The organism is Streptococcus minor DSM 17118 (assembly GCF_000377005.1).
GTDB lineage: Bacteria > Bacillota > Bacilli > Lactobacillales > Streptococcaceae > Streptococcus > Streptococcus minor.
The window spans coordinates 561,631-584,711 of sequence record NZ_AQYB01000033.1 but is presented as its reverse complement, the minus strand read 5'-3'; the positions used below and the strand labels follow the sequence as shown (position 1 = coordinate 584,711).

The following is a 23,081-nucleotide window of genomic DNA, read 5'->3' as shown; positions in this document are numbered from 1 at the left end:
AATCCTGGGCTCATTTTTTACATGATGTGTAGTGCGGTAAGTTTTCTGTATAATATTAGTCCTATTGCCAGAAGTAGTAGAGAACAGATAGTCCAATCATATCTGCGATACTATGTGCTAGAAAGAAAGGCAGGAGATTTTTTTTGTTCATTTTTTGATAGAGGAAGAAGAAGAGAGAACCTACTAGAATACCGATCCCAAAGGCTGCTCCTAATCCTTGATAGGTATGGAAGGCGAAGCGAATCATTAAGGAGTATAGGAAGGCCCATTTTTGGTGTTCTGGTTTGACAGTCAAGCAGATACCTAAGAAGAAGATTTCTTCATAGAAACCATTTAAGAGAGAATAGAGGACTAGGGATAAATCGAAATCTGCAACGATAGGCAAGAAACTAGGAATAGCTGGTATAGCAAATTCATAGGATAGAAGATGAAAGACATCCATAACCAAGGCAGCCAACAAAAAGAAACCTAGAGCTTGCAAGGGTACCCATGGAGTCAGGCGAATTTTCCTGAGCCATACAGAAAAATCAAAATTCCGCCAGAGGAGGTACAGGAAGGCTACAAAGAGCCATACCAGTAAAAATGCCAATGCTTGGTAGTTTTCTATTGGTGAAAAACCAAGGTCAGGATAGGGAATAACAGGATTTTTGAGCATATCCAAATATTGGATGGTGGAATAGATGATTCCGTGTCCTGTCAATATCAAGCTTAAGATGGCGATATCAAACCATTTGAGTGTAGTTATTTTTTCCTTGTTCATAAAAGAACTCCTTTCGTTTGTAAAAGATAATTATTTTCAATCATAGTGTATCAAAAACATCTACAGGTCACCTACTCTCTATCTGTTTTTTATCTGTTTTTTGGAGAAAGTAGATAGTATAACATGAAGAAAACCTTAGAGTATCAATGGTTTGACATTTTTTTGCTCTATTTTTAAAAACTTGTCAAATTTTCACTTTCCCCCTATAATAAGGATAGAAATATGATGGGAGTGAGAAAATATGCACAAGATTTTAGTTGTGGAAGATGAGCAAGTTATCAATCAAGTCATCACAGAGTTTTTAAGTGATCGTGGCTATGAAGTAACTTCAGTTTTTGATGGAAAAGTGGCTCTCGAACAATTTCATCAGCAAGAGTTCGATCTAATTATATTAGACATCATGATTCCGTTTCTGTCTGGTCTAGAGGTACTACAGGAGATTCGTAAGACTTCTAAGGTACCTGTCATGATGCTGACAGCGGTAGCAGATGAATACACTCAGCTCGTCAGCTTCAATCACCTCATTAGCGACTATGTAGTCAAACCCTTTTCTCCACTTATTTTAGTCAAGCGTGTAGAAAATATCCTAAGAAATAGTTCTGATCATACAACTATCAGGATTGGTGAGGTGACCATAGAGATAGATAAAGGTCTGGTTTATCTAGGTCATGAAGAGATAAACTTGACCAAGAAAGAGTATGAAGTACTCGACTATTTAGCAAAGCACATAGGGCAGATTGTCAGTCGTGATCAACTCATGATGGGCATTTGGGGTTATACTGAATTGGACAGTCGGGTATTAGATAATCATATCAAAAATATTCGGAAGAAATTGCCAAGTCTTCCCTTGAAAACGTTGGTTGGTAGAGGTTATCAACTTGAGGAGGTTTGATATGGGTATTGTTCGGAAACATTTTTTAATTGTAACTAGCATGATGGTGGGAACTTTTTTGCTGATTTTAGGATTTCTCTACTTTTTGCTACCTGTTTATTACAATCAGACCAAAGAGCAAGAGATTAAACAGTCTTATCTGTCCATTGTGAAAGAATTAGATGGTCAGTCGGAGGCTGACATTCGTACCAAGATGATCGAGCTTGACAAGATAGAGCCCAATCTCTATTTACTTCTTGAAGATGAGGAGGGGGAGATCCTCTATCCAGATGAACCCATAGCAGCTACTTATGCTCAAAGTGACAATCATGACCAAGTTGGAATTTGGACGAATCGAATTACCTCTCAAGAAGGTCAAACCTTTACTCTTCAAGGAGAGTATGGCTTTCAGTCATTGTTTGTCATCAACAGGACCTTACTTTTTTTATTTCCCTTTGTTTTAGTGTTGGTTTTTCTCCTAGTCAGTATAGTTGCTTTGATTTACAGTCGCCTATCCAATCGTCGGATTACAGCAATATCTGAGGTAACTCGTCAGATGCAAAGTCTAGAGCCTGGACTTTCCTGTCCAGTTGAAGGTCATGATGAAGTGGCTCACTTAGCCAAAGATATCAATGTACTCTATCAGCATTTACTAGGCAATATGGAAGAGTTGAAGCGAGAAAATGAGCGTACTCAGGCTAGAAGAAAGCAGGAAGCAGACTTTGTTCGCATGACTTCTCATGAATTAAAAACGCCTATTGCGAGCATGTTGGGTCTAATTGATGGTATGATTTACAATGTTGGAGATTTTAAGAATCATGAAAAATACCTGAAGCAATGTCGCGAAATTTTGCAGGAGCAGTCTCACCTTGTCCAGTCTGTTTTAGAAGCTACTACATTGGATATAGGTGAGAAACGAGAGTTTGAGTTTGACTTGGCAGAAGCAGTCAGGAAAGAATTAAGCTCCTCGCTTCATTTGGCTAACCTCAAGCAGTTACAGCTAGATTTGGAGTTGGAGCCTGTGGTAGTCAGAGCCAATCAGCTATTTCTGCTGAAGGCTATCAAAAATATTGTCGATAATGCGATTCGTTATACAGTTGAAGGTGGACGAGTTCGCATTATCTTGAAAGACCATCAACTGTTAGTGGAAAATCAGGCTGAGAGGCTATTACGTTTGGAAGAGCTTGAACAAATCTTTCAGCCATTTTATCGACCAGATTATAGTCGATCCAAGAAGGATGGTGGTACGGGCATTGGGCTCTATCTTGTTCAGCAGGTCTTAGACCAACATGGTTTTACGTATCAATTTGAAGCTGTTGATGACAGTATGATGCGTTTTACAATTGATTTCAGCCAATCTTGACAATATTAGTAGTCAGTCGATGCGTCGTCTGACTTTTAAAATATCTATGAAAACGTATTATTCTATACTTTAATGGTTATTCCTATCTATTTATTCTCATTGTGTTATAATAATGAAGTTGTCTATAACAACAAAATAAAGCGTGATAAGGCAGCTTCGCACTGTCTTCTTAGAAAAGAGAAAACATTGAAATTTACAGAATTTAATTTATCGCCTGATATTCAATCAACGGTTGTAACGGCAGGATTTGAAACCCCATCGCCTATTCAGGAATTAACGATTCCCTTGGCATTAGAGGGTAAGGATGTCATTGGACAAGCCCAAACAGGAACTGGTAAAACGGCCGCTTTTGGCTTACCAACTTTACATAAAATTGATACAACTAATCCTCATGTGCAGGCTCTAGTTATTGCACCCACTCGTGAGTTAGCGGTCCAAAGTCAAGAAGAACTTTTCCGTTTTGGGCGGGATAAGGGAGTGAAGGTTCGCTCTGTTTATGGGGGGTCTAGCATTGAAAAACAAATTAAGGCTCTCAAATCCGGTGCCCATGTTGTAGTGGGGACACCTGGTCGCCTGTTGGACTTAATTAAGCGCAAGGCTCTTCGTCTAGATAAAGTTGAAACCTTGATTTTGGATGAAGCAGATGAAATGCTCAATATGGGCTTCTTAGAGGATATTGAGGCCATTATTAGCCGAGTACCTGAAGAGCGTCAAACTCTCCTCTTTTCAGCAACCATGCCTGATCCGATTAAACAGATTGGCATCAAGTTCATGAAGGACCCAGAGCATGTTAAAATCAAGGCAACAGAATTGACCAATGTCAATGTGGAGCAGTTTTATATTCGTGTCAAAGAAAGTGAAAAGTTTGACACGATGACTCGTCTCATGGATGTGGATCAACCAGAGTTGTCCATTGTTTTTGGCCGTACCAAACGCCGAGTTGATGAGTTGACTCGAGGTCTGAAATTACGTGGTTTCCGTGCAGAAGGTATCCACGGTGATTTGGACCAAGGGAAACGCCTACGTGTCATTCGCGACTTTAAAAATGACCACATTGATATTTTAGTTGCAACAGATGTTGCGGCGCGTGGTTTGGATATTTCAGGTGTTACTCACGTATACAACTACGATATTCCACAGGATCCTGAAAGCTATGTTCACCGTATTGGTCGTACCGGTCGCGCTGGTAAGTCAGGTCAGTCTATTACTTTTGTTTCCCCAAATGAGATGGGCTACCTCTCTATTATTGAGAACTTGACGAAAAAACGTATGACAGGTATGAAACCAGCTACTGCACAGGAAGCCTTTGAAGCCAAGAAAAAAGTGGCTCTCAAGAAGATTGAACGTGATTTTGCAGATGAAGAATTGCGGGCTCGTTTTGATAAGTTTAAAGCAGATGCTATCAAATTAGCTGCCGAGTTCACACCAGAAGAATTGGCACTTTATGTCCTCAACTTAACCGTGCAAGATCCAGCAGATATGCCTAAAGTTGAGATTGCAAATGAAAAACCATTGCCATTTAAGCCAGCCGGAGGTGGCTTTGGTGGTAAGGGTGGCCGTGGTCGCAATGACCGTAATCGCCGTGAGGGCGAACGTGGGCGCCGTAGTGGTTATCGTGGAGACCGTAGACGAGATGAGCGCGATGGTAGTCGCCGTGACTTCAAACGTCGTGATGATCGGTTTAAAAAAGATACCCGCCGTCAGGAAAATAAGAAACCTCATAAAAATACTTCTAGTGAGAAGAAAACAGGCTTTGTTATCCGTAACAAGGGTGAGAGATAGAGTAGGAAATCTTTCGTTAAAAAATAGAGCACAGGACTTAGTTTTCTCTGTGCTCTTTTATATAATCTAGTTTTTGCTGTCTATTGAGGCGCCTTTTAAAAAGGGCTTCTGCAGACATGGCTTCTTGCTTGCTATCAAATTCTTCTTGATAGAGGAGAGTGACAGGCAGACGGTTTCGAGTATACTTTGCACCTTTACCAGCATTATGAGTTTGGATGCGTCTATCTACATCGGTTGTATAGCCTGTGTAAAGGGTACCATCTGCACACTCGACCACATACATATAGGCTTTATTTACCATAATAAATCTCCCGAATCTCATCGGTATATTCACCAGATTCTTGATGGATAACGAGGGGCGGAAGGATTTTAAGACCTGCCACCGATCCATCTTTGATAGCTTCAATCAACAGCATGTTTGCCTCTTTTCCTGATTTGGGATAGACAAATTGGATGCGTTTTGGTGCTAATTTGTAACGACGTAAGGTATCCAGAATATCAAAGAATCGGTCGGGACGGTGGACCATGGCCAGTCGACCGTTGGATTTGAGGGTTTGTTGTGCTACCTGACAGATACTGTCTAGATTGGTGGCTATTTCGTGGCGGGCCAGAAGATAGTGCTCACTTTCGTTCAGGTTAGATGTTGGTTCTACTTTGAAATAGGGCGGATTGCAGAGCATCAGGTCTACCTTTGAGCGACCGATATGATTTGTGAGGTTGGCTAAGTCATCTTGGATGACCGATACTTGTTGGTCTAGCTCATTGAGTTGGATAGAGCGCCGATTCATATCCGCCAATCTTTCTTGTAATTCTACTTGGAGAATTTGAGCCTTTGTTTGGCTCGCTACAAAGAGACCCACAGCACCATTTCCGCTACAGAGATCGACAATCAACCCTTTTTTAGCAGGAATATTTGGAAAGCGAGAGAGCAGAACACTGTCAACTGAAAAACTGAAAACAGCCTTATTTTGGATAATTTTAATAGGAGAGGAAAAGAGCTGGTCAATACGCTCTCCTGTTTTTAAAAGTGAGTTTGTCATGTTCTTATTATAGCACAAGCCACTGTGACGGTGGATAGAAAATTCATCAGAATAGGATAAAAATATGATATAATAGATAGAATCATTTTTAGGAGACATGCATGTTTTATTCATACTTACGCAATCTGTTGACAGTCCTTTTATGGGCAATCAATGGTAACATTCATTACCATGACCGAGAAAAAATGCTACCCAAGGAAGAAAATTATATCCTGATTTCACCCCATAGGACCTTTTGGGATCCTGTCTTTTTGGGCTATGCGGCAGCACCTAAACAATTCATTTTTATGGCTAAGAAAGAACTTTTCAAGGATCGTGGATTTGGCTGGTGGATTAGCAAATGTGGCGCTTTTCCGATTGATCGTGAAAATCCAGGAACAGCAGCTATTAAGTATCCTGTCAAAATGCTCAAAAAGAGCGATCGCTCCTTGGTGATGTTCCCATCTGGTAGCCGTCATTCTACTGATGTAAAGGGAGGAGTGGCTGTTATCGCCAAAACTGCTCGCGTCAAGATGATGCCGGCATCCTACATTGGTCCCCTCAAGATTAAAGGTCTCTTATCTGGTCAGCGTATTGATGTGGCATTTGGTGATCCGATTGATATCTCCGATATTAAGCGATTGGATGATACTGGCTTAGCAGAAGTGACCCGTCGGATTGAAGCAGAATTTAACCGCCTTGATGAATTGAATAGGTCCTTTCAAGTCAAGAAAACCAGGACTCCATATTGGACACTTATTTACCGTTTTCCTATCCTTCTAGTCGTTGGTTTGATTCTCATATTGACCTACCTATTTAGCTTTTTGGCTAGCTTTTTCTGGCAACCCAAAACTGATATTAGCGAATAGCAAAGAAAATGATTTCCAATCGGAAGTCATTTTATATATGTCATGCTATTCTTTGTTGCTTGTGATGAATAGCCAAGTTAGTCACCCATGGAAATCCTGATTTGTAAGTTGTTTGATTCCGCTTTCAAAAATAGTTGGAGAAGTGATGTGAATATGCTACAATGTAAGATAGAAAATAGTATATGAAAGTTAGAATAAGGAGACTATCATGAAACGTGCACTAATGACTGGTTTGTCCATCATCTTGTCTATCCTGACTGTTGTCTGGAGTAGTCCTGCTCAAGCAGAGACAGGAGATGCAGGCTATTATACATACAATAATGGTGGAGCTTATTTGGATACTGCAACAGTACCACAAGGTGTCATTGTAACAGGAAGTTCAGGTCAGATTCGTCCACTTCAAGATAGCATCATCAAAGATACTCAGTATGCCTTTCTCTATATCGTATCTGATCCTTCTATTTTGGCTGTTGATGAGAAGGGAAATTGGCAAGCTTTGAAAGCTGGCTCTGTAACCTTAGAGATAAAATTCCCAGCTAGTGGACAGATCCAGAACTTTGAAGATGAATTGGATGCTTTGGGGATCCAGAGAGCCCCTTACGAGCCAACAGTAGCCTACTCACCAAAGATTTTTCACATAGAGATTTCAGATGACAACCTTGTTCGAGTAGAGAGGCTTTATTATCCTGCATTACAGACACATCTCTACACAGCAGACACCAATGAACGAAATGAATTGATGTATAGGGGCTGGAAGTTAGAAGGTGTGGCTTGGACTAGCCGTAGTGTAACAGGTGAGGCAGTCTATCGTCTCTATCATCCTGTCTTAAAAGTGCACCATTACACAAAGGACCCTAATGAATATCAAGTATTAGGAACAAGGGGCTGGAGTCAAGAGGGTGTAGCTTATCGCTCTACAGGAGAAATCCCTGTTTATCGTCTCTATCACGCAGGTATTAAAAAACATCTTTATACAACAGATGCAAATGAGAAGAACATAATCTCCAAGATAGGCTGGAGGTACGAAGGTGTTGCTTGGTACGTGGAATAGCGGAAAATAGCTTAAAAGACTTTCTTGAATAGAATCAAGAAAGTCTTTTTCACTCTTCTTTTAAGATAGTAGAGCTGGAACTTCGCTCAAACTCAATAAATTTGGAGGCGTGTTTGCGTAGGGCAAGATTTTTCTCATAATCCTTGGCAAAAACACCAGCATAGAGGCATTCTAGTAGGAAGGTAATAGAGGTGTCTGTGGAGAAGGTACCAATCTTGGAGTAGAGCTTTTCTCGTGTCGCTAAGCGAAGGATGTGGCTAGCGAGGGGAGTGGATGTGCTATCGCCAACACTGGTCAAAAGGATGATAGGAATGGCTTGCCTTTTAAGAATCTTCATGATTTGGATCAACCGAGGCGTCTCTCCTGAGTATGAAATGATGATAGCACAGCTATTTTTCTTCGCCAAATAAGCGTTGAACATAACTTCACCTTGTAATTGATGAATCCGAACATCTTTTTGAATTCGAGACATTTGCAGTGCAAATTCTTGAGCATTCAAGAGATTGTTGCTGACAGCAAAGATATGGGTGGTCTCGGCTTGAGACAGTGTTTTGATACAGGCTGATAAGGTTTCTTGTTTATTTAAGGAGAGGGTATCGTCAATGGCTTCTTTTTTCAGGCTAGCTAGCCTTGCGAGAATGGTTCCAACATCATCCTTAGACTCAAAGGGGAGATTAGCATCGATTCCTTTTTGGTGTTGATCTAGGTAGGCCAATTCCTCCAGAAAGGCTTCTTTAAAGTCCACCCAACCTGTAAAGTCCATTTTTTTAGCAAAGCGTACCAAAGCTGATTTGGATGCAAAGACTGCCTCTGCAATATCAGCTGTGGATTTCTTTCGAATGGCATATTTTTCTCTCATAAGATAGTCAGCAAGCACCTTCTCGTTGGGTGAGAAGGGGTATAGCTCCATTTTTTCAATTAAAAACACGATGACGCTCCCTGAAACGATGTTTTAATATTTTATCTGAATTGGTAGCAAATCATAAAATACCAGACCAAATTTGATAAATCTCTTTTATGTCATTATAGCAAATGGTAGAATATATTCAATCAGAGAAGTTTGGTTCAAATAAATCGTTGAAATATGAGAGGAATGCCATGCTCTTTATAAGAGACAAGGTATCTATGCCTTTGTTAAACTGTTCAGAGGCATTGCATCTCAGACTCATCATCCTCATCTACTGTCAGCTTTCCTTAGGGAGGAATTCTGCCAGGATGGATACTTTCATTTTTGTAAAAAATAAACATACATAAAGGAGAACGTTTATGACATTTCCGAAGAATTTTTTGTGGGGTGGAGCTTTGGCTGCCCACCAATTTGAGGGTGGAGTCTTGGAAACTTCTAAGGGTCTATCTGTAGCCGATGTCATGACTGCTGGTGCCCACGGTGTGCCCCGTGTTATTACAGATGGTGTGGTAGAGGGAAATTATTACCCGAACCATGTGGGGATTGATTTTTACCACCGCTATAAGGAAGACATAGCCATGTTTGCGGACCTTGGTTTTAAATGTTTCCGAACTTCTATCGCCTGGTCACGGATTTTCCCGACAGGATTTGAAGCAGAGCCAAATGAAGAGGGTTTGCAGTTCTATGATGATGTCTTTGATGAGCTTTTGAAATATGGTATCGAGCCTGTCATCACCCTATCACACTTTGAGATGCCTTATGAGCTAGCCAAGAAAAATGGTGGTTTCATGAGTCGTGATACGGTTGATGCCTTCGTCAAGTTTGCAGAAGTTGTCTTCAAGCGTTATAAAAATAAGGTCAAATACTGGATGACCTTTAATGAAATTAACAATCAGATGAACTATTCCAATGACATCTTTGGCTGGACCAACTCTGGTGCACATTTCGGAGACTATGACAATCCAGAAGAGGCCATGTACATCTGTGGTCATCATACCTTGGTTGCATCTGCTCTAGCCGTTAAGATTGGTAAGGCTATCAATCCAGACTTCAAAATTGGTAATATGATTGCTATGGTGCCGATTTATCCTTACTCTTGCCGTCCAGAAGATGTTCTTTTGGCCAATCAAGCCATGCACGATCGCTGGTTCTTCTGTGATGTGCAGGTACGTGGTCACTACCCAGCCTATGCCCTCAAAATGTTTGAGCGCAAAGGATTTAAGATTCCAATTACGGAAGAAGACCAGCAAATCTTGGCAGAGGGGACTGTGGATTACATCGGCTTTAGCTACTACATGAGTAATGTGGTGGATTCGCAAGCCTTCCGTGATGTGTCAGAAGTCATTGAAGCCTCCAGTCCTTATTCTGTAAAAAATCCTTATATCAAGGAATCTGACTGGGGTTGGGCCATTGACCCTGTTGGTCTCCGTTATGCTTTAAATGCCTTCTATGAGCGCTATGAGTTGCCACTCTTTATCGTAGAAAATGGCTTTGGTGCCATCGATGTCAAGGAGGAAGATGGCTCAGTCCACGACCAATACCGCATCGACTACCTGCGTAGCCATATTCAAGAAATGGAAAAAGCCATCAATGAGGACGGCGTCGAGCTTTGGGGCTATACTCCTTGGGGTTGTATCGACTGTGTATCCTTTACGACTGGCGAGATGAAGAAGCGCTACGGCTTTATCTATGTGGACCGTGACAATGAAGGTAATGGTACGCTGGAGCGTTCTAAGAAAGACTCTTACGATTGGTACAAGCAGGTTACTGCTTCAAATGGAGCTATTCTCTAAGACAATTTGGTCATCAAAGTGAACTTTTCTAAGCTTGCTTTGATGAATTCTTGTTCAAGCTTCGATTTTTTGTTCATAACTACATTGATTGTTTATGGCATAGAGATGAACAACAAAAAGCAGTATTATTGAGAAAAAGAAGCCGCTTTGTCGGCTTTCTTTGCTATTCTAAATGAATAGGGGAGAAAAGGTCTGTCACACCATCGATCAGATTATTTCTTATTTTGGAATGCCAGATCATGTGCACTATGATGTCCGACAATTACTGGGACCAAATAGGAGGAACGCCTACTTTTATTTAGCTTTTTATTATGCTATCACCAAGGACCGGCAAGAAGAAGATTTGAAAAAGTTCTATATGCCAAATCAGCTGGATTTCGGGCGAGATTTGCCAGAGCATTATGGTGTCTTGACCTATCTAGATGACCAAGGTATTTATCATGAAGAAAAGGTTGTGTCGGAAGTGGGAGATTATAGTCGAGTGTATCAAGCCATCCATGATTCTATCATCCGCGGCGCTGAAAAAATGATAAAAGATGAAGAGACCATCCGTCAGATAGAAATTCTGGAAGAAGGTATTCGTCGTATGAAAGAAAGTCAAGCATAATATTTTCTGATGAGGCTCCCTTTGAGGAGCTTTTTTCGAATAATCAAGTAGGAGGATATTATGGTTGAAGAATTGATTCGTTTATTTAAAAAATACAAGTTGACAATGTCGGTTATTTCGGCTTTGATTCTACTTCTTGGAACCTTCTTTTTCTTGCAGAAAAAACCAGAGGAGATTGCAGATTTTCCAGAGTTGTCGACCACGACAGTAACAGAAAAAAATCTCGAAGAAACTACCGTTGAAAGTCCAGAAGTCATCCAGATTGTAGTCGATGTCAAGGGGGCGGTTAAAAACGAGGGACTCTATGAATTGGATGCGTCGGCCCGCGTTCATGATGCGATTCAGGCGGCTGGTGGTTTCTCCGAACAAGCTGATAAAAAATCGGTCAATCTAGCTCAGAAACTGAATGATGAAGCAGTAGTCTATGTAGCCAGTCAGGGAGAAAATGTCAGTGTCATTCAGGCTGTCACAAGCAACTCAGCTACTGAAGGCACAAGTGGTGATGCTACAAAAAAAATCAATCTTAACACTGCAACGGTCGCAGACTTGACCACCATTTCTGGTATCGGGGAAAAGAGGGCCAATGACATTTTGGCCTATCGAGATAGTAATGGCGGTTTCAGCTCCGTTGATGACCTCAACAATGTTTCTGGCATCGGCGACAAGACATTAGAAAATATTCGTCCTTATGTCACAGTGGATTAAGAAAAGTCCTATTCCAGCTATTCAGTTGGCCATTCTGGTCTTAGCTAGTTATTTCCTTATCTACCGCCTATCAGTCTTGACAGGGCTCATCTTTTTTTTCTTATGGTTTCGATTGTTTCATCAGTATGGGAAAAAAGTAGCACTGAAAATACTGCCGATCTTACTGATGTTTCTAGTACTTTTTGTGGGCCATGTCATCAAAACTAGATTGGATGAGAAGAGTATACCATCCAACATTTCCAAGTTGGAGCTCATTCCAGACAGCCTTCGTATCAAGGGAGATAGGCTATCCTTTCAGGCTACATCAGATGGTAGAAAGTATCAGGCCTTTTATCAGCTTAAAAGTCAGGAAGAGCAGAACTATTTTCAAAAAATGGATGACTTGGTCGTATTGACTGTGAAAGCGGAAGTGAGCCAAGCTGAGACAGCTCGAAACTTCAACGGTTTTGACTATCGAGCTTATTTGCAGACAAGAGAAATTTATGCCTTAGTGGAGATTTCTGACATCCTATCGATTCAGGTCCGTCAGAGTAGGTATCCTATGGACTGGATTTTGCTAGCTAGACGCAAGTCACTTTTATATATTGCCAATACTTTTCCTGCCCCCATGCGGCATTATATGAGCGGTTTACTTTTTGGAGAGTTGGATACGGATTTTGAGGAGATGGAGGATATTTATTCCAGTTTGGGGATTATTCATCTCTTTGCTCTGTCAGGTATGCAGGTTGGTTTTTTTATTGACAAGCTACGTTATCTCTTGCTTCGCTTTGGCCTCAAGCGGGAAACGGTGGATAAGATCCAAATTCTGTTTTCCATCTTTTACGCTGGTATGACAGGTTTGTCTATTTCGGTCATTCGCTCCTTGGTCCAGAAGATTCTGGGCAACATGGGCTTACGGGGACTGGACAATATGGCCATGACCCTAGCTGTTTGCTATGTCCTTATGCCACATTTTCTTCTGTCAGCTGGCGGTATGCTCAGTTTTGCCTATGCCTTTTTACTGTCGGTCTTTGACTTTGAAAAACTGACAATGAGCAAGAGGATTCTGGTTGAAAGTTTGGCTATTTCTTTTGGAATTTTCCCCGTTCTGATTTTTTATTTTTATAGTTTTCAACCCTTATCTATTCTCTTGACTCTTGCTTTTTCTATCATTTTTGATGTGGTATTGTTACCTCTCTTATCTGTCCTCTTTCTCCTTTCGCCCATCGTGGCAGTGACTCAGGTCAATGTTCTTTTTGTGTGGCTGGAAAAAGTGATTGTCTGGATTTCAGACAGAAGCAATTTTTCGCTGGTTTTTGGTAAACCAGAAGCTGTCGTTTTGTTAGGGTTGATGGTGATTTTTGCACTTATCTATGATTTTTTTCATCGAAAGAAGATAGTTATTGGCTTATCTTGTCTGTCGATTTTGTTACTCTTTTTGACCAAGCAGCCTCTGACCAATGAGGTGACGGTGGTGGATGTAGGACAGGGAGATAGCATCCTCTTGCGGGATGCACAAGGCAAGACCATCCTTATTGATGTCGGAGGTCGGCCTGAATTCGGAGCCAAGGAACAATGGCAGAAACGAAGGTATGAGGCCAATGCCAAACGAACTCTGATTCCCTATCTCAAAAGCCGTGGTATAGGCAAGATTGACCAATTGGTCCTGACCCACACCGATACGGACCATGTCGGTGATATGGAGGTTGTGGCGCGTGAAATCCATATTGGAGAAATCCTAGTTAGCCCAGGTAGTCTGACCGATAGAACTTTTGTCCAACGGCTCAGGGACTTGCGAGTGCCTGTTAGGGCCATACAGGCAGGTGAACAGTTAACCATTATGGGCAGTCGACTCCATGTCCTTTATCCTTTTGGTCCTGGCGATGGGGGAAACAATGATTCCATCATCCTCTATGGCCAACTCCTCAACAAAAACTTTCTCTTTACAGGTGACTTAGAGGAAGCAGGCGAGGAAGCCTTGATAGTCACTTATCCCAAACTACCTGTCGATGTCCTCAAGGCGGGACACCATGGATCAAAGGGCTCTTCCACTGAAGTTTTTTTGGACCATATCCAACCCAAACTAGCCCTCTTATCAGCTGGACGTGGCAATCGATACAAACACCCTCATCAGGAAACGCTGGATCGCTTGAGTGAGCGCAAGATTGCCAGTCTTAGAACAGATCAGCAAGGCGCAATACGATTTATAGGTTGGAAGAACTGGAGAGTAGAGACTGTGAAGTGAGGTTACCAATTTTCATTTTGGAAAAAATCTGCTATGCTAGAAATAAATACAGCAAGGAGACCCTCTATGCAAACTGTTTTTGAATATGAAAAGATTGGTAAAAAGGGAAAAATCGAGAACTTTGTTCTTTTATCAACTTCGCCACGTCGCAAAGATTTATTGGCCTTTTTAAAGCCTATTATCACGAGGGTGGAGGTGGATGAGCGTTCTTTGGAAGAGCGTTATATGGAAACTTTCAAGCAGGATGATTTCCTGACACGGGCTGCCAAGGTTTGCTGCGAGATCTCCAAGGCCAAATCAGATCAGATACTAGATGAAGATACCCTCTACATTTCTGCGGACACCATCGTCGTGGCTGATAACCAGATTTTCAACAAACCAGAGAATCCGACAGAAGCCAAAGAAATGCTTTTATCTTATTTTGGTAAAAGCCACTATGTCGTGACCTCTGTTTGCTTGCGGATGCGAGGATATCTGGAAGTCTTCTACACTGTGGCTCAGATTGATTTTGTTGATTTTTACCCAGAGCTAGCCCAGGTGGTAGATGATTACATCACGTTCAAGCAACCTCTGGACAAGGCTGGCGCCTATGGTTTTCAAGAATTGGACCCCCGCCTCATTAGATCTGTTACAGGCGATATCCATACCATCATTGGTCTTCCCGTTGCTGAAGTTTCAGAGAGAATCTTCAGAAAACAGTAGAGAGCTTGCATTTCGCAAGCTCTCTTTTAGTGTAGTTTGAATTTAGCATACAGATAGGCCATGCCTGACATGGTCAGGATTCCCAATCCAATGACTGCAAAGGTTAGGATGTGGATAGAAAAAGACAAAGTTGTCATCAGTGTTGTAGCCAAAGGCATGAAGAGAACAGCTACAGTAAAAATAGAACTGAAAACTCGGCCTAATAATTCATTTGGTACTTTCTTTTGAACCATGGAAAAGAAATGAATATTAAAAATAGTCAGGAAAAACTCGAAAATAAGATTGCCAGATGTGATAAGGATGACTGGCAGGCCAAAGAATGACAGTGGAGTGATAAGAGTTAATCCAACACCACTTAGCGCCAGCGATAGGAGAATGCTGAAATGGGAATGCTTGAAAAGGTGTTTGGCAAAAACGGCTCCTAAGATAGAACCTGTTGCTCCCATGGATAAGAGCATGGCATAGCTAGAATTATCTGCAAAGAGTTGATTGCTAAAAGGCAGAAGGTAATTAAAGGCTGCGATAAAAAAATTGACTAAGGCTGCGATAGCTAGCAAAAAGAAGACCTCTTTTTCATGAAGAATAAAGTCCAACCCTACCTTGATATCCCTGAAAATAGTCGAAATACTAGCCGGTTCTTTTTGAACACTAACATGTTGCTCTTCTTGTCGGATAGAAAAAAGTAGAATAAAGGATAGGAAGAAGGTTAGACTATCCAGTAGTAAGGTTGGTTTGAGTCCAAAACGATCGACAAATAAAAAAGCCAGAAGTGGTGATGATATGCTGATAACCCGTGAAATGATTTCCAGTTTGGCATTAAAATCTACTAAAGACTCCTTGTCAACCAAGGTCACTACATAGGATCGAAATGATGTCCCTGAGAAGACATGGGAGATTGCTAGGACAGCATTGACAGTGATAAGTCCATACAGCATCATCTGGTCTGTTCCGATTAAGGCTAAAAGTAAACACATGAAGCCTCCTATAAAGTCTGTCAACAGCAAAATTTTTCGTCGCTTAAAACGATCTGCCACAGCTCCACCAATGGGATTGAGTAGAAGGGAGATCAGGTTTTCAGCTAGCTGGTAATATCCCAGATAGTGCTGTCCCATGGCTCCGAGACTGACAATCCAACTACTATTCCCATAATCATAGACGACATTCCCAATTTTATTGACCGCTCGACTAGTTAGCAGTTTGATTTCATTTTTTTTCATAAAAAACCTCCAAGATTTGATGAAATATAGGATACATCAAATTCTTAAAGATTTATAAAGTTTTGCAAATATGCTTTTATTTAACAAATTTTTCAAAATCTATTTTGAAGTTTTTGGCGATATGGGGCGAATCCAGCCAGTCACAGATTTGGATAGCTTGTTTCATCTCATCAATACCAGTCAAGATCTGTCCTGACTTGTAGGCCTGCAGGCCTTTGAGAAAGAGGAAGATGGTCTTTTCATAGAGTTTCGTTTCATTCTTGATAAGTTTTTGTACTTCCTGTTGGTAATAGTCTGCTACTTCCAGAGCATTGCGGTGGAGACAAGTTTCCCATATATTGAGCATGGTCATGAGAACTAGATGGCGATGAGTGGCAATTTCTTTGTAAAAATGTCTACGTTTGAGAATTTCCTGTCCCATCAAATGAAGAAGCGGAATTTCAATGAAGAGGTAGAGATTCCCAATCAGAATCAGTTCATAAATATTCCAATCGTCAGTAGCAAATAGGTAGTCGATCACCAGCTCTAAATCTTCCTTTGGGAAGGGAATGGTATCATCACATTTGCAGATGAAACCTTGCAGTAAAATACTGTTGAGCTGGTAGCGTTGGCGGTCAGGATATTCCTTGAACTTTTGATTTTCTTCCGCCTGCATCTGACGAAAGCCTTCAATATCACGAAGGTATTCCAAGTCAATGAGCTTACTCATAAAGGCAATCTGCTCTGAATGTTGGTATCCAGAAAGGGCATCCATAAATTCCTTGACTTCCACATGGATGTTTTCAAGGGCAACTAAAAATTTTGAAATCGAAAGTTCTGACTCACCTCTCTCAAAACGGGATAACTGAGATAGAGAAACCTGGTGATTGGCTACTTGTTTGAGAGGGATATGGCGGTTTTTCCGCAAAATTTTAAAGGTTTGACCAAGATGTTTACTATTCATAAATTGATTATAGCATAGTCAGCAAAAAGCAGGAGATATTCCCATATACGGGAAATGAAAAACTTAGAAAATAACAAAATAGTCTTTTTTCAAGACCCTATCTTATGGTATAATGGTACAGATCATGTTAAAAGGATGGTAAAATGAAAAAGTTTCTCTTAAGTTTGTCTAGTATTCTTCTGGTTTTGTTTGGTGGTAGTTGGTCAGTGGTAGCAGAGGATGATTTGTTGACGATGGCACAAAAAGCAGGCTATCCAGCAACAGCAGATATGCTTCCAAAGGCTTCTATCGTGATTGATGCGGATTCTGGTCAGGTTCTTTGGGGTGAAAATATTGACTTGAAATGGGATCCAGCTAGTACGACCAAAACTATGGTCATCTATTTGACCTTTGAAGCAATCAGTCAAGGAAAGATTTCACTGGATACAGAAGTAGTAGCGACAGAGACAGATCAAGCTATCGCAGGTATTTATGCCCTCAGTAATAACAAGATTGTAGCTGGTGAGACCTATACTGTGAGTGAGCTTTTGACCATGACGCTCGTTCCTTCTTCCAATGTTGCAACCCTAATGTTGGCTAATTTAATCCACGATGGAGATGCTGCATCTTTCTTGCAACTGATGAATGATACAGCTAAGGGCCTCGGCATGAGTAATACTCATTTTTATAATGCAACGGGTGCTGTATTTGGAGCCTTTGAAGGTTACTATTCACCAGCTGGTTCAGATCCAACAGCCAGCAATGAAGTAACAGCGAAAGATTTGGCCATTTTAGCCTATCATCTCATCAAGAAACATCCAGAAGTTTTGGAATTTACAAAAGATACTGAGGTTACTGTTAAGGCTGGAACTCTTCTTGAAGAAACCTTTAAAGCCTATAATTACTCCTTGCCAGGAGGCAAGTATGGTATTGAAGGTGTAGATGGCCTCAAAACTGGTTCTAGTCCTCAGGCTGGTTTCAATTCAATCATAACGGCTAAACGTGGAGATACTCGCTTGATTACAGTTGTGTTGGGTGTAGGAAACTGGGCAGACCAAGATGGAGAATACTACCGTCATTATTTTGTCAATACGCTCTTAGAGCATACCTTTGCGAACTATCAACGTCAAGTAGTAGCTCCCGCGGGCAAACAAGAAATCGATGGGCAAAAGTGGACTACAGAACAAGACCTTTATGCTATGGTCAAAGATGGCATTATTCCTCAACTGACAGTGGCCAATGACCGTTTACAAGTGGCTGGCAGTATTGATCCCATGAGTGGGGTTCTTGTCAAGACAGGGTTTACTGCTACCGATCACTCTAGCGGTCTCCTTATTCCTAAAGGTTCTGATCATTCTAAAAAGACTTCTTTCTTTTCAAGTGTTCCCATGATAATCTACCTCCTCGTGCCAGTCCTTCTTGTACTGGTGATTGGAGCGGTCATCCTAAGCCGTGGTGGTCAAAGAAGAGTAAATCATAGAACAGAAGCTACCGGGACATACAGTCGCAGTCGTCGTAGACGCAAATAAGAAATTCAACTGCTAGAAATTTTCTAGCAGTTTTTCTGCGCAAACATGGTATAATAGGCCTATGTTAGCAATCGAAGAAATTCAAAAACTAAAAAAGGACCAATTGGGTTTAGTCACAGTCTTATCAGGCGAGGATACTGGTCAATACCAGATAGCTAAAGAAGTTTTGTTAGAACAAATTGGCTTTGAATCGGCTGATTTGAACTTTGCCTATTTTGATATGTCAGAGGTAGACTATGCTCAGGTCGATTTGGATCTAGTATCTCTTCCCTTTTTTGCGGATGAAAAAATTGTCATTCTAGATTATTTTTCGGATCTTTCAACAGATAAAAAACGGTATTTAACTGATGAAGAACTCAAGCAATTTGAAGCATATTTGTCCAATCCTAGTGAGACGACCCGCTTGATTATCTTGGTTCCAGGTAAGCTAGATAGCAAGCGTCGACTGGTCAAACTTCTCAAACGTGATGCACTCAATCTGGAGACCAATTCCCTCAAGGAAGCGGATATCCGTCTTTATTTCAAGAAAGTCTTAGCTCAAGAAGGATTGCAGATGGGAGATGCGGCCTATGAGGAACTTTTGCTCAAATCGAATTTTGACTTTTCTGAGATGACCAAGAATCTAGCCTTTCTCAAATCATACAAAGCATCTGGTCAGATCGAGATGCAGGATGTTGAAGTGGCTATTCCAAAGTCCTTGCAAGATAATGTCTTTGACCTCTCTAAGCTAATCTTGTCTGGTCAGATAGATGCAGCCAATAGTTTGGTGCGTGACTTGAGGCTTCAGGGCGAGGACGAGATTAAGCTTATTGCCATCCTTTTGACTCAGTTTCGAATGTTTTTACAGGTCAAAGTTCTCTACAGTCAAGGACGGTCGGAAAGTCAGATTGTCACTGATTTATCGGATATCCTAGGACGAAAGGTCAATCCCTATCAGGTGAAGTTTGCCCTAAGGGATTCGAGAAACCTTCCTCTTTCTTATCTCAAAAAAATAGTTTCACTACTGATTGAAACAGATTACCAAATCAAGACAGGGCGTATGGACAAGGCTTATCTCTTTGATGTAGCCTTGCTCAAGATGGTCAGTTTTCTATAAGACAAAAAACTTGAAATCGGTTTTATTTTCAGATAGAATATAGGAAAACAAAGGAAAAGAGGGACTACTAATGGCAATTATTTTACCAGAACTTCCATATGCTTATGATGCACTTGAGCCACATATTGATGCGGAGACTATGACACTTCACCATGACAAGCACCATGCAGCCTATGTTGCAAATGCCAATGCAGCATTGGAAAAACACCCTGAAATTGGTGAGGACTTGGAAAGCCTCTTGGCTGATGTGGAAAAAATTCCAACTGATATTCGTCAAGCCTTGATTAACAATGGTGGCGGTCACCTTAATCATGCCCTTTTCTGGGAATTGCTTTCAACTGAACAATCTGAAATTTCTCCTGAGTTGGCAGCGGACATCGATGCAACATTTGGTTCGTTTGAAGCCTTTAAGGATGCCTTTACAGCAGCAGCAACGACTCGTTTTGGCTCAGGATGGGCTTGGCTGGTTGTCAACAAGGAAGGTCAATTGGAAGTCATCTCAACAGCTAACCAAGATTCACCACTTATGCAAGGTTTGAAACCAATTTTAGCCTTAGATGTATGGGAACACGCTTACTATCTCAACTACCGCAACGTTCGTCCAAACTACATCAAAGCCTTCTTTGAAATCATTAACTGGAATAAGGTAAACGAGCTTTATGCAGCAGCAAAATAAAAATAGAAAGGTCTGATTTGTCAGGCCTTTTTCTGTGTAGAAAAGGGGCTATCATTCAGAAATGCCGAACAACAATAAAATATATTTGGATTTTCATTGAATTCTTCCACAAATAAGATAGAATAGAACTATGCGGAGATTAAAAAAGAAAAAAGAAAGAAATAAACAGTATCTTTATAGTCTAGGAATGATTGCCCTGCTGGCAGTTCCTTTTTTAGTCTATTTTGTAGCTAGGTCCTTATATGGCAGTCAAAATGTGGAAGACAAGCCTTCCAAGTCGTCTACTGTAGCCAAGAAGATGTCCGATATTAGCCCAGAAAAGGCAGAAATCTCACCTTCTCTTCCCAAAGAACTCCTTAAGTCGGAAGAGGCAAAACAAGCTGTAATGGAGGCCGATCGGCCTTCGATGGAAGCCATGGGTTTAGCCTATGACTATGCTCATATGAGTCTAGTGCAGGTTGTGGAAGCCTATCTAGCAGATGCTGGCATCGACCCATCACAAGTAGCTTTTTCTTATAAAAATCCAGCTACCGGTCACACATTTTCTATAAATGAAACCCAGCCGATGACAGCTGGTTCTACCTACAAGTTGCCTCTCAACATGCTGGTAGTGGATGCGGTCGTTGAAGGACAATTTACCTTGACAGAACGATTTGATATTACTAAAACAGATTATGAATATAAGTTTGAACATGATGCCTATGTCAATCAATTTGGTGGAGCGATGACCATACCTGATATGCAGGAATATTCTCTAGTTTATTCAGAAAATACACCTGCTTATGCCTTAGCAGAGCGTCTGGGTGGTCTAGACGCAGCTTTTGCTATGATGGACAAGTATGGTCAATCCAAGGGAGAAATTCCGACTATTCGGAGCGAGGACAATAAAACCACAACAGATTTTTACATCCAGGTATTAGAACATCTCTATCGCAATCAAGAAAAGTATGCGGACATCATCTACTATATGGACATGTCGTTTCCTGGGAAATACTATGAGACTTATCTGACTCATCTGCGTGTAGTGCAAAAACCTGGCTATGTCGGTGAGGCTCTCAATGTAGATGCTATGGTCTTTGAGGAGAGTCCCTATCTGATTGCTCTTTATACCCGCTATCTGGGCGGTTCAACCGAGTATAGTAATGAGGTCAATGGTTATGGTTATATGCAGCTAACAGGCTTGACCTATGTCATTAATCAGTGGCATCGAGTCAATGAAAATGGCTTGGCCTAGCTATGGCAAATATCGAATATCCATTTCCCAGTTCTTGCTGGGAATTTTTTTAGTCTAAAACAGTTTTTCCTTGTGATTTATGGAGCATTGATTTACAATATAGAAAAGCGCTTACATTGTTTTAGAAAAAGGAGGTTGCCTATGAAAATGTTTCTCTATCTGATTGCTAGTCTACTCTTGTTAACGGCTTGCAGTAGCCCAGCAAAGACAAGTCAGTCATCGTCCTCCACTACGGAACAGAGTCAGGAAAGCAAGTCTTTGGACAAAGCCTATCAAGACATTGTTTCGCAGTATGAAAAAGCTATTCAGGTGACGGATGTTAAGGAATCTGATTTTCCACTGGTCAACCCAGTTAGTCTGGATATGGCTCAGCGCTATAGTGGAGAGGGGAATGTCCAGATGACCTCCAAAGTGCTTGATTTGAACCAGGACAAGCAAGATGAGCTGTTGATTGGAACAACAAGCCCAACAGGAGACGGTGATCTGACTGTTTATGTGGCTATTTATGGTCTAGTTGATGGAAAGGTTGTTGACTTGACCAAGGATATTTTAAAAAAGGACAGCGATTCCTTCCTTGCGCTCTATAAAAATAATCGCCTTCGTCTGGATCAGGCTAGTTATGATGGTAAAATGGTCAATGCTGTTTATGAATTGACTGCATCAGGTTTTAAGGAGTTGCTTTATCTGACATTGGATGCGAATCAGTCTTCTGATGTTGACGATATCTTGATTACGGACCGCGATGGTAAGATTTATCGGAAAACAGAAGTGGAGCCTAAGTTAGCTGAAGTCATTGAGCATCCCTTGGATGAACAGTTGGTGGATTAGGTAATAAAATGAAGGAGTGAAGGGCTTCTTCATTTTTTATGGAAAGTCTTGTGGGTTCCAGCAACCGTTTTCCTTTTTGGACTAGTATGATATAATAATATAAAAAGGAAATGAGATGAGGAGGAGTGATGATTAGCAAGGAACAGTACTATTTTCTAAGAAACCAGTCTGCCTTTTGCCAATTTACGATTGAGCAGTTCGACCAATTGGCACAAGCGGCTCGTTTTCGGAAAATTCCCAAGGATCAGCTCTTTTTCTTTGCTGGCGATCGCAGGGAATATCTCTTTGTTCTGCAAAAGGGGTATGCTAGGATTGAGCAATTTGACCAAACAGATACCTATTCCTATTTAGATTATATTCGAGAAGGAACGGCCTTTCCTTTTGGGGGGATGTTTGTCGATCCTCTCTATCATTATTCGGCTATAGCAGTGACAGATCTTTCCTATATCATGGTTCCTATGGATCTGTACGAATCGCTCTCTAAAAAAAATAGTAACCAGATGCTTTTTCTGAATCAAAAATTGACACGAATTTTAAAATTTCAGGAGCTTCGACTGCGCAATGCGATGATTTCTTCTGCCAGTGAGCGAGTAGTCCAAGTCTTGGCTCTCCTTTACTGGGATTTGTGCCAACAAGATCAACTGACGGCTATTCCTTTTTGTATTCATATTCAGGAGATTTCTCGTCTGGCAGCAACAACCAGAGAGACAACAAGTCATGTCCTTAAAAAGTTAAGACAGGATAAGCGGATTAACTATTCTCATAAAAAATTGACCTTTTTGGATATCGACTTTTTCTTAGAAAATCTAACAGAGGCCCACTGAGGGTCTTTTAAAATTTTTTTACTAAAATAATAAAAAAATATTTATTCGTAAAATGGCTATAACCTACAAAATATTTATAGAAAGCGCTTAAATATCAATAAA

21 protein-coding genes and 1 pseudogene are annotated in these 23,081 nt (G+C 41.0%); 16 read left to right on the top strand and 6 right to left on the bottom strand.

Features of this window, described 5'->3' with window-relative positions; translation table 11 throughout:
* Nucleotides 1-61 precede the first annotated feature (61 nt).
* On the bottom strand, nt 62-760 hold the full coding sequence (locus tag F602_RS0109190; RefSeq protein WP_018167686.1) for a CPBP family glutamic-type intramembrane protease: 699 nt from the start codon (nt 758-760) through the stop codon (nt 62-64).
* 241 nt (nt 761-1,001) lie between these two features.
* Between F602_RS0109190 and F602_RS0109185 the strand changes: the two genes are divergently transcribed.
* From F602_RS0109185 to cshA, 3 genes are all read left to right on the top strand, one after another.
* Nucleotides 1,002-1,652 carry a response regulator transcription factor gene (locus tag F602_RS0109185; protein WP_018167685.1) on the top strand — a complete coding sequence of 217 codons (651 nt, stop codon included), beginning with the start codon at nt 1,002-1,004 and terminating at the stop codon, nt 1,650-1,652.
* A 1-nt stretch (nt 1,653) separates the two neighbouring features.
* On the top strand, nt 1,654-2,994 hold the full coding sequence (locus tag F602_RS0109180; protein WP_018167684.1) for a sensor histidine kinase: 1,341 nt from the start codon (nt 1,654-1,656) through the stop codon (nt 2,992-2,994).
* A gap of 186 nt (nt 2,995-3,180) precedes the next feature.
* Entirely contained in the window at nt 3,181-4,776 is a 1,596-nt protein-coding gene (gene cshA, locus F602_RS0109175) for a degradosome RNA helicase CshA (protein WP_018167683.1), read from the top strand.
* A 37-nt stretch (nt 4,777-4,813) separates the two neighbouring features.
* On the opposite strand, the gene F602_RS0109170 is transcribed toward cshA, so the two are convergent.
* Together F602_RS0109170 and F602_RS0109165 are read right to left on the bottom strand one after the other, a co-directional pair.
* Entirely contained in the window at nt 4,814-5,077 is a 264-nt protein-coding gene (locus F602_RS0109170; protein WP_018167682.1) for a GIY-YIG nuclease family protein, read from the bottom strand.
* Nucleotides 5,067-5,816: a tRNA1(Val) (adenine(37)-N6)-methyltransferase gene (locus F602_RS0109165; RefSeq protein WP_026183398.1), complete on the bottom strand. Its 750-nt coding sequence runs from the start codon at nt 5,814-5,816 to the stop codon at nt 5,067-5,069. The genes F602_RS0109170 and F602_RS0109165 overlap by 11 nt, the downstream gene beginning before the upstream one ends.
* 101 nt (nt 5,817-5,917) lie before the next feature.
* On the opposite strand from F602_RS0109165, the gene F602_RS0109160 reads away from it, so the two are divergent.
* Entirely contained in the window at nt 5,918-6,664 is a 747-nt protein-coding gene (locus F602_RS0109160) for a lysophospholipid acyltransferase family protein (protein WP_018167680.1), read from the top strand.
* A 208-nt stretch (nt 6,665-6,872) separates the two neighbouring features.
* On the top strand, nt 6,873-7,715 hold the full coding sequence (locus F602_RS0109155; RefSeq protein ID WP_018167679.1) for a hypothetical protein: 843 nt from the start codon (nt 6,873-6,875) through the stop codon (nt 7,713-7,715).
* 49 nt (nt 7,716-7,764) lie between these two features.
* Here F602_RS0109155 and F602_RS0109150 read toward each other — a convergent pair whose 3' ends face one another.
* On the bottom strand, nt 7,765-8,643 hold the full coding sequence (locus tag F602_RS0109150) for a MurR/RpiR family transcriptional regulator (RefSeq protein ID WP_018167678.1): 879 nt from the start codon (nt 8,641-8,643) through the stop codon (nt 7,765-7,767).
* 338 nt (nt 8,644-8,981) lie between these two features.
* Between F602_RS0109150 and F602_RS0109145 the strand changes: the two genes are divergently transcribed.
* The 5 genes and pseudogenes from F602_RS0109145 (at nt 8,982) to F602_RS0109125 (ending at nt 14,653) form a co-directional block, all read left to right on the top strand.
* Nucleotides 8,982-10,415 (top strand): 6-phospho-beta-glucosidase, encoded by a 1,434-nt coding sequence (locus F602_RS0109145; protein WP_018167677.1) that lies wholly within the window; start codon nt 8,982-8,984, stop codon nt 10,413-10,415.
* Nucleotides 10,416-10,608: 193 nt separating this feature from the next.
* Nucleotides 10,609-11,022: pseudogene (locus F602_RS0109140) on the top strand (Gfo/Idh/MocA family oxidoreductase); the annotation flags it as partial.
* Nucleotides 11,023-11,082: 60 nt separating this feature from the next.
* Nucleotides 11,083-11,727, top strand: coding sequence for a helix-hairpin-helix domain-containing protein (locus F602_RS0109135; protein WP_018167675.1), 645 nt, complete (start codon nt 11,083-11,085; stop codon nt 11,725-11,727).
* The gene (locus F602_RS0109130; protein WP_018167674.1) at nt 11,711-13,951 is read left to right on the top strand and encodes a DNA internalization-related competence protein ComEC/Rec2; all 2,241 of its coding nucleotides are present in this window, start codon (nt 11,711-11,713) and stop codon (nt 13,949-13,951) included. Before F602_RS0109135 ends, F602_RS0109130 begins: the two co-directional genes overlap by 17 nt.
* A gap of 66 nt (nt 13,952-14,017) precedes the next feature.
* The gene (locus F602_RS0109125; protein WP_018167673.1) at nt 14,018-14,653 is read left to right on the top strand and encodes a Maf family protein; all 636 of its coding nucleotides are present in this window, start codon (nt 14,018-14,020) and stop codon (nt 14,651-14,653) included.
* Nucleotides 14,654-14,679: 26 nt separating this feature from the next.
* Here the strand turns inward: F602_RS0109125 and F602_RS0109120 are convergent, their stop codons facing one another.
* The gene (locus tag F602_RS0109120; protein ID WP_018167672.1) at nt 14,680-15,870 is read right to left on the bottom strand and encodes an MFS transporter; all 1,191 of its coding nucleotides are present in this window, start codon (nt 15,868-15,870) and stop codon (nt 14,680-14,682) included.
* Nucleotides 15,871-15,946: 76 nt separating this feature from the next.
* The gene (locus tag F602_RS0109115) at nt 15,947-16,813 is read right to left on the bottom strand and encodes a helix-turn-helix domain-containing protein (RefSeq protein ID WP_018167671.1); all 867 of its coding nucleotides are present in this window, start codon (nt 16,811-16,813) and stop codon (nt 15,947-15,949) included.
* 143 nt (nt 16,814-16,956) lie between these two features.
* On the opposite strand from F602_RS0109115, the gene F602_RS0109105 reads away from it, so the two are divergent.
* The 6 genes from F602_RS0109105 (at nt 16,957) to F602_RS0109080 (ending at nt 22,979) form a co-directional block, all read left to right on the top strand.
* Nucleotides 16,957-18,321 (top strand): serine hydrolase, encoded by a 1,365-nt coding sequence (locus F602_RS0109105; RefSeq protein ID WP_018167669.1) that lies wholly within the window; start codon nt 16,957-16,959, stop codon nt 18,319-18,321.
* A gap of 61 nt (nt 18,322-18,382) precedes the next feature.
* The gene (gene holA / locus F602_RS0109100) at nt 18,383-19,417 is read left to right on the top strand and encodes a DNA polymerase III subunit delta (protein WP_018167668.1); all 1,035 of its coding nucleotides are present in this window, start codon (nt 18,383-18,385) and stop codon (nt 19,415-19,417) included.
* Between the two features lie 70 nt (nt 19,418-19,487).
* Nucleotides 19,488-20,093: a superoxide dismutase SodA gene (sodA, locus tag F602_RS0109095; RefSeq protein WP_018167667.1), complete on the top strand. Its 606-nt coding sequence runs from the start codon at nt 19,488-19,490 to the stop codon at nt 20,091-20,093.
* A 130-nt stretch (nt 20,094-20,223) separates the two neighbouring features.
* The gene (locus F602_RS0109090) at nt 20,224-21,327 is read left to right on the top strand and encodes a serine hydrolase (RefSeq protein WP_245537571.1); all 1,104 of its coding nucleotides are present in this window, start codon (nt 20,224-20,226) and stop codon (nt 21,325-21,327) included.
* A 141-nt stretch (nt 21,328-21,468) separates the two neighbouring features.
* Nucleotides 21,469-22,155 (top strand): hypothetical protein, encoded by a 687-nt coding sequence (locus F602_RS0109085; protein ID WP_018167665.1) that lies wholly within the window; start codon nt 21,469-21,471, stop codon nt 22,153-22,155.
* Between the two features lie 128 nt (nt 22,156-22,283).
* Nucleotides 22,284-22,979, top strand: a complete 696-nt coding sequence (locus tag F602_RS0109080; RefSeq protein WP_018167664.1) for a Crp/Fnr family transcriptional regulator — start codon at nt 22,284-22,286, stop codon at nt 22,977-22,979.
* Nucleotides 22,980-23,081: the final 102 nt, after the last annotated feature.

What these genes read in the sequence shown, in the direction of transcription:
- F602_RS0109190 (WP_018167686.1), bottom strand. Translation starts at nt 760, where the DNA reads ATGAACAAGGAAAAAATAACTACACTCAAATGGTTTGATATCGCCATC.
- F602_RS0109185 (WP_018167685.1), top strand. Translation starts at nt 1,002, where the DNA reads ATGCACAAGATTTTAGTTGTGGAAGATGAGCAAGTTATCAATCAAGTC.
- F602_RS0109180 (WP_018167684.1), top strand. Translation starts at nt 1,654, where the DNA reads ATGGGTATTGTTCGGAAACATTTTTTAATTGTAACTAGCATGATGGTG.
- F602_RS0109170 (WP_018167682.1), bottom strand. Translation starts at nt 5,077, where the DNA reads ATGGTAAATAAAGCCTATATGTATGTGGTCGAGTGTGCAGATGGTACC.
- F602_RS0109165 (WP_026183398.1), bottom strand. Translation starts at nt 5,816, where the DNA reads ATGACAAACTCACTTTTAAAAACAGGAGAGCGTATTGACCAGCTCTTT.
- F602_RS0109160 (WP_018167680.1), top strand. Translation starts at nt 5,918, where the DNA reads ATGTTTTATTCATACTTACGCAATCTGTTGACAGTCCTTTTATGGGCA.
- F602_RS0109155 (WP_018167679.1), top strand. Translation starts at nt 6,873, where the DNA reads ATGAAACGTGCACTAATGACTGGTTTGTCCATCATCTTGTCTATCCTG.
- F602_RS0109145 (WP_018167677.1), top strand. Translation starts at nt 8,982, where the DNA reads ATGACATTTCCGAAGAATTTTTTGTGGGGTGGAGCTTTGGCTGCCCAC.
- F602_RS0109135 (WP_018167675.1), top strand. Translation starts at nt 11,083, where the DNA reads ATGGTTGAAGAATTGATTCGTTTATTTAAAAAATACAAGTTGACAATG.
- F602_RS0109130 (WP_018167674.1), top strand. Translation starts at nt 11,711, where the DNA reads ATGTCACAGTGGATTAAGAAAAGTCCTATTCCAGCTATTCAGTTGGCC.
- F602_RS0109125 (WP_018167673.1), top strand. Translation starts at nt 14,018, where the DNA reads ATGCAAACTGTTTTTGAATATGAAAAGATTGGTAAAAAGGGAAAAATC.
- F602_RS0109120 (WP_018167672.1), bottom strand. Translation starts at nt 15,870, where the DNA reads ATGAAAAAAAATGAAATCAAACTGCTAACTAGTCGAGCGGTCAATAAA.
- F602_RS0109115 (WP_018167671.1), bottom strand. Translation starts at nt 16,813, where the DNA reads ATGAATAGTAAACATCTTGGTCAAACCTTTAAAATTTTGCGGAAAAAC.
- F602_RS0109105 (WP_018167669.1), top strand. Translation starts at nt 16,957, where the DNA reads ATGAAAAAGTTTCTCTTAAGTTTGTCTAGTATTCTTCTGGTTTTGTTT.
- holA (WP_018167668.1), top strand. Translation starts at nt 18,383, where the DNA reads ATGTTAGCAATCGAAGAAATTCAAAAACTAAAAAAGGACCAATTGGGT.
- sodA (WP_018167667.1), top strand. Translation starts at nt 19,488, where the DNA reads ATGGCAATTATTTTACCAGAACTTCCATATGCTTATGATGCACTTGAG.
- F602_RS0109090 (WP_245537571.1), top strand. Translation starts at nt 20,224, where the DNA reads ATGCGGAGATTAAAAAAGAAAAAAGAAAGAAATAAACAGTATCTTTAT.
- F602_RS0109085 (WP_018167665.1), top strand. Translation starts at nt 21,469, where the DNA reads ATGAAAATGTTTCTCTATCTGATTGCTAGTCTACTCTTGTTAACGGCT.
- F602_RS0109080 (WP_018167664.1), top strand. Translation starts at nt 22,284, where the DNA reads ATGATTAGCAAGGAACAGTACTATTTTCTAAGAAACCAGTCTGCCTTT.